This is a genomic window from Halobellus captivus, assembly GCF_007655485.1.
In the GTDB taxonomy this organism is placed as follows: Archaea; Halobacteriota; Halobacteria; order Halobacteriales; family Haloferacaceae; genus Haloquadratum; species Haloquadratum captivum.
Window position 1 is genome coordinate 1 of the sequence record NZ_VJXQ01000021.1, and the last position, 1,081, is coordinate 1,081.

The 1,081-nt window shown below is 53.7% G+C and carries 1 protein-coding gene and 1 pseudogene; both read left to right on the forward strand.

Annotation, left to right across the window (positions count from 1 at the left end; genetic code table 11):
• The coding region (locus tag FJT57_RS16330) for a hypothetical protein (RefSeq protein WP_144906899.1) at positions 1-624 on the forward strand (624 nt) is incomplete at its 5' end.
• A gap of 2 nt (positions 625-626) precedes the next feature.
• Positions 627-1,081 (forward strand): annotated as a pseudogene (locus FJT57_RS16335) (hypothetical protein); the annotation flags it as partial.

Genomic DNA, 1,081 nt, shown 5'->3' on the forward strand with positions numbered 1-1,081 from the left:
GACCAGGTCAACCTCATCCAACCGAACGGCGAGCTATTCGGGAAGCGTGACGTAGCCGCAGGTGCTCAACAGGTCTCGTTCGAGATCGGCACCGCGTATGCGCCCGGTGAGTACCGCGTACTCGCGTTGAAGGGTGAGGAGACAGTAGTCGAGACCACGACTGAACTGCGTCCAGAGATCCAGATACAGGATGTTGGACTCTATCGGAATAATCCAGATAAGCCGTGGGACGAAGTCTATGGTGAGAGCGAGACTGACCGGATCAAGAATGGCGAGGCATTCGTCACGGTAGAGAACACAGGAAGCGGTCCGGAAGCGATAACTGAACTAATCTTCTCCGGGGACGTTCCCAATCCAATTGAGAACCCCAGAGGCAGTGGAATGCACGAAACCGACCGGGTAGTAGTTTCCCCCGGCGAGACGGCCGACCTGTTCAGTAGTTCGTTTCCGTTCGGCACAGAAACTGAGGACGGGATGGGATGTTCCCCAGACGGGAATAGTGGCCAGTTTACTGTTATCGTTGAGACACGGGTCGGTGGAAATCAGGTCTCAAGCACCTACAACGTTCAATACACTGGTTCCGACGATATGACTGCTTGTGAGGTCACGATCACTGAGGTATAACGATGGTCGATCTCATTGATGTCGTCCTTGAGGGTATCAAGGGCGTCGTTGATTGGTTCATTGGGCTGTTCATGGACGGTCTCAGATCAGGGTATGAAACTCTGACTGAGGGGATGTTCGGGACACCTACTCCAGAGACGAACGGAGCTTTTGTCTTCGGTGAACCAACCAATGCACCCTGGCCAGCGATTCACGATGCTCTCATCGGCGGCGAAATCATGCTGGTTGCCCTCTTGCTCCTCGTGATGAGCGTTCAGGGCCGTCACACGGTTCGGATCTTCAATATTGGAAGTACCTACGAAGCCCGAAAAACGAAGAAGACGGCCTGGGTCGGTGCTTTTCTAATCATTACGTGGTATTGGGTTGGAACTCTCGCACTCTACCTCGTTGACGGATTCACTATCGCCCTGATGCCGGAGCTTTCCTCGGTTACGGAGGCGATGATTGGATTCTTGGA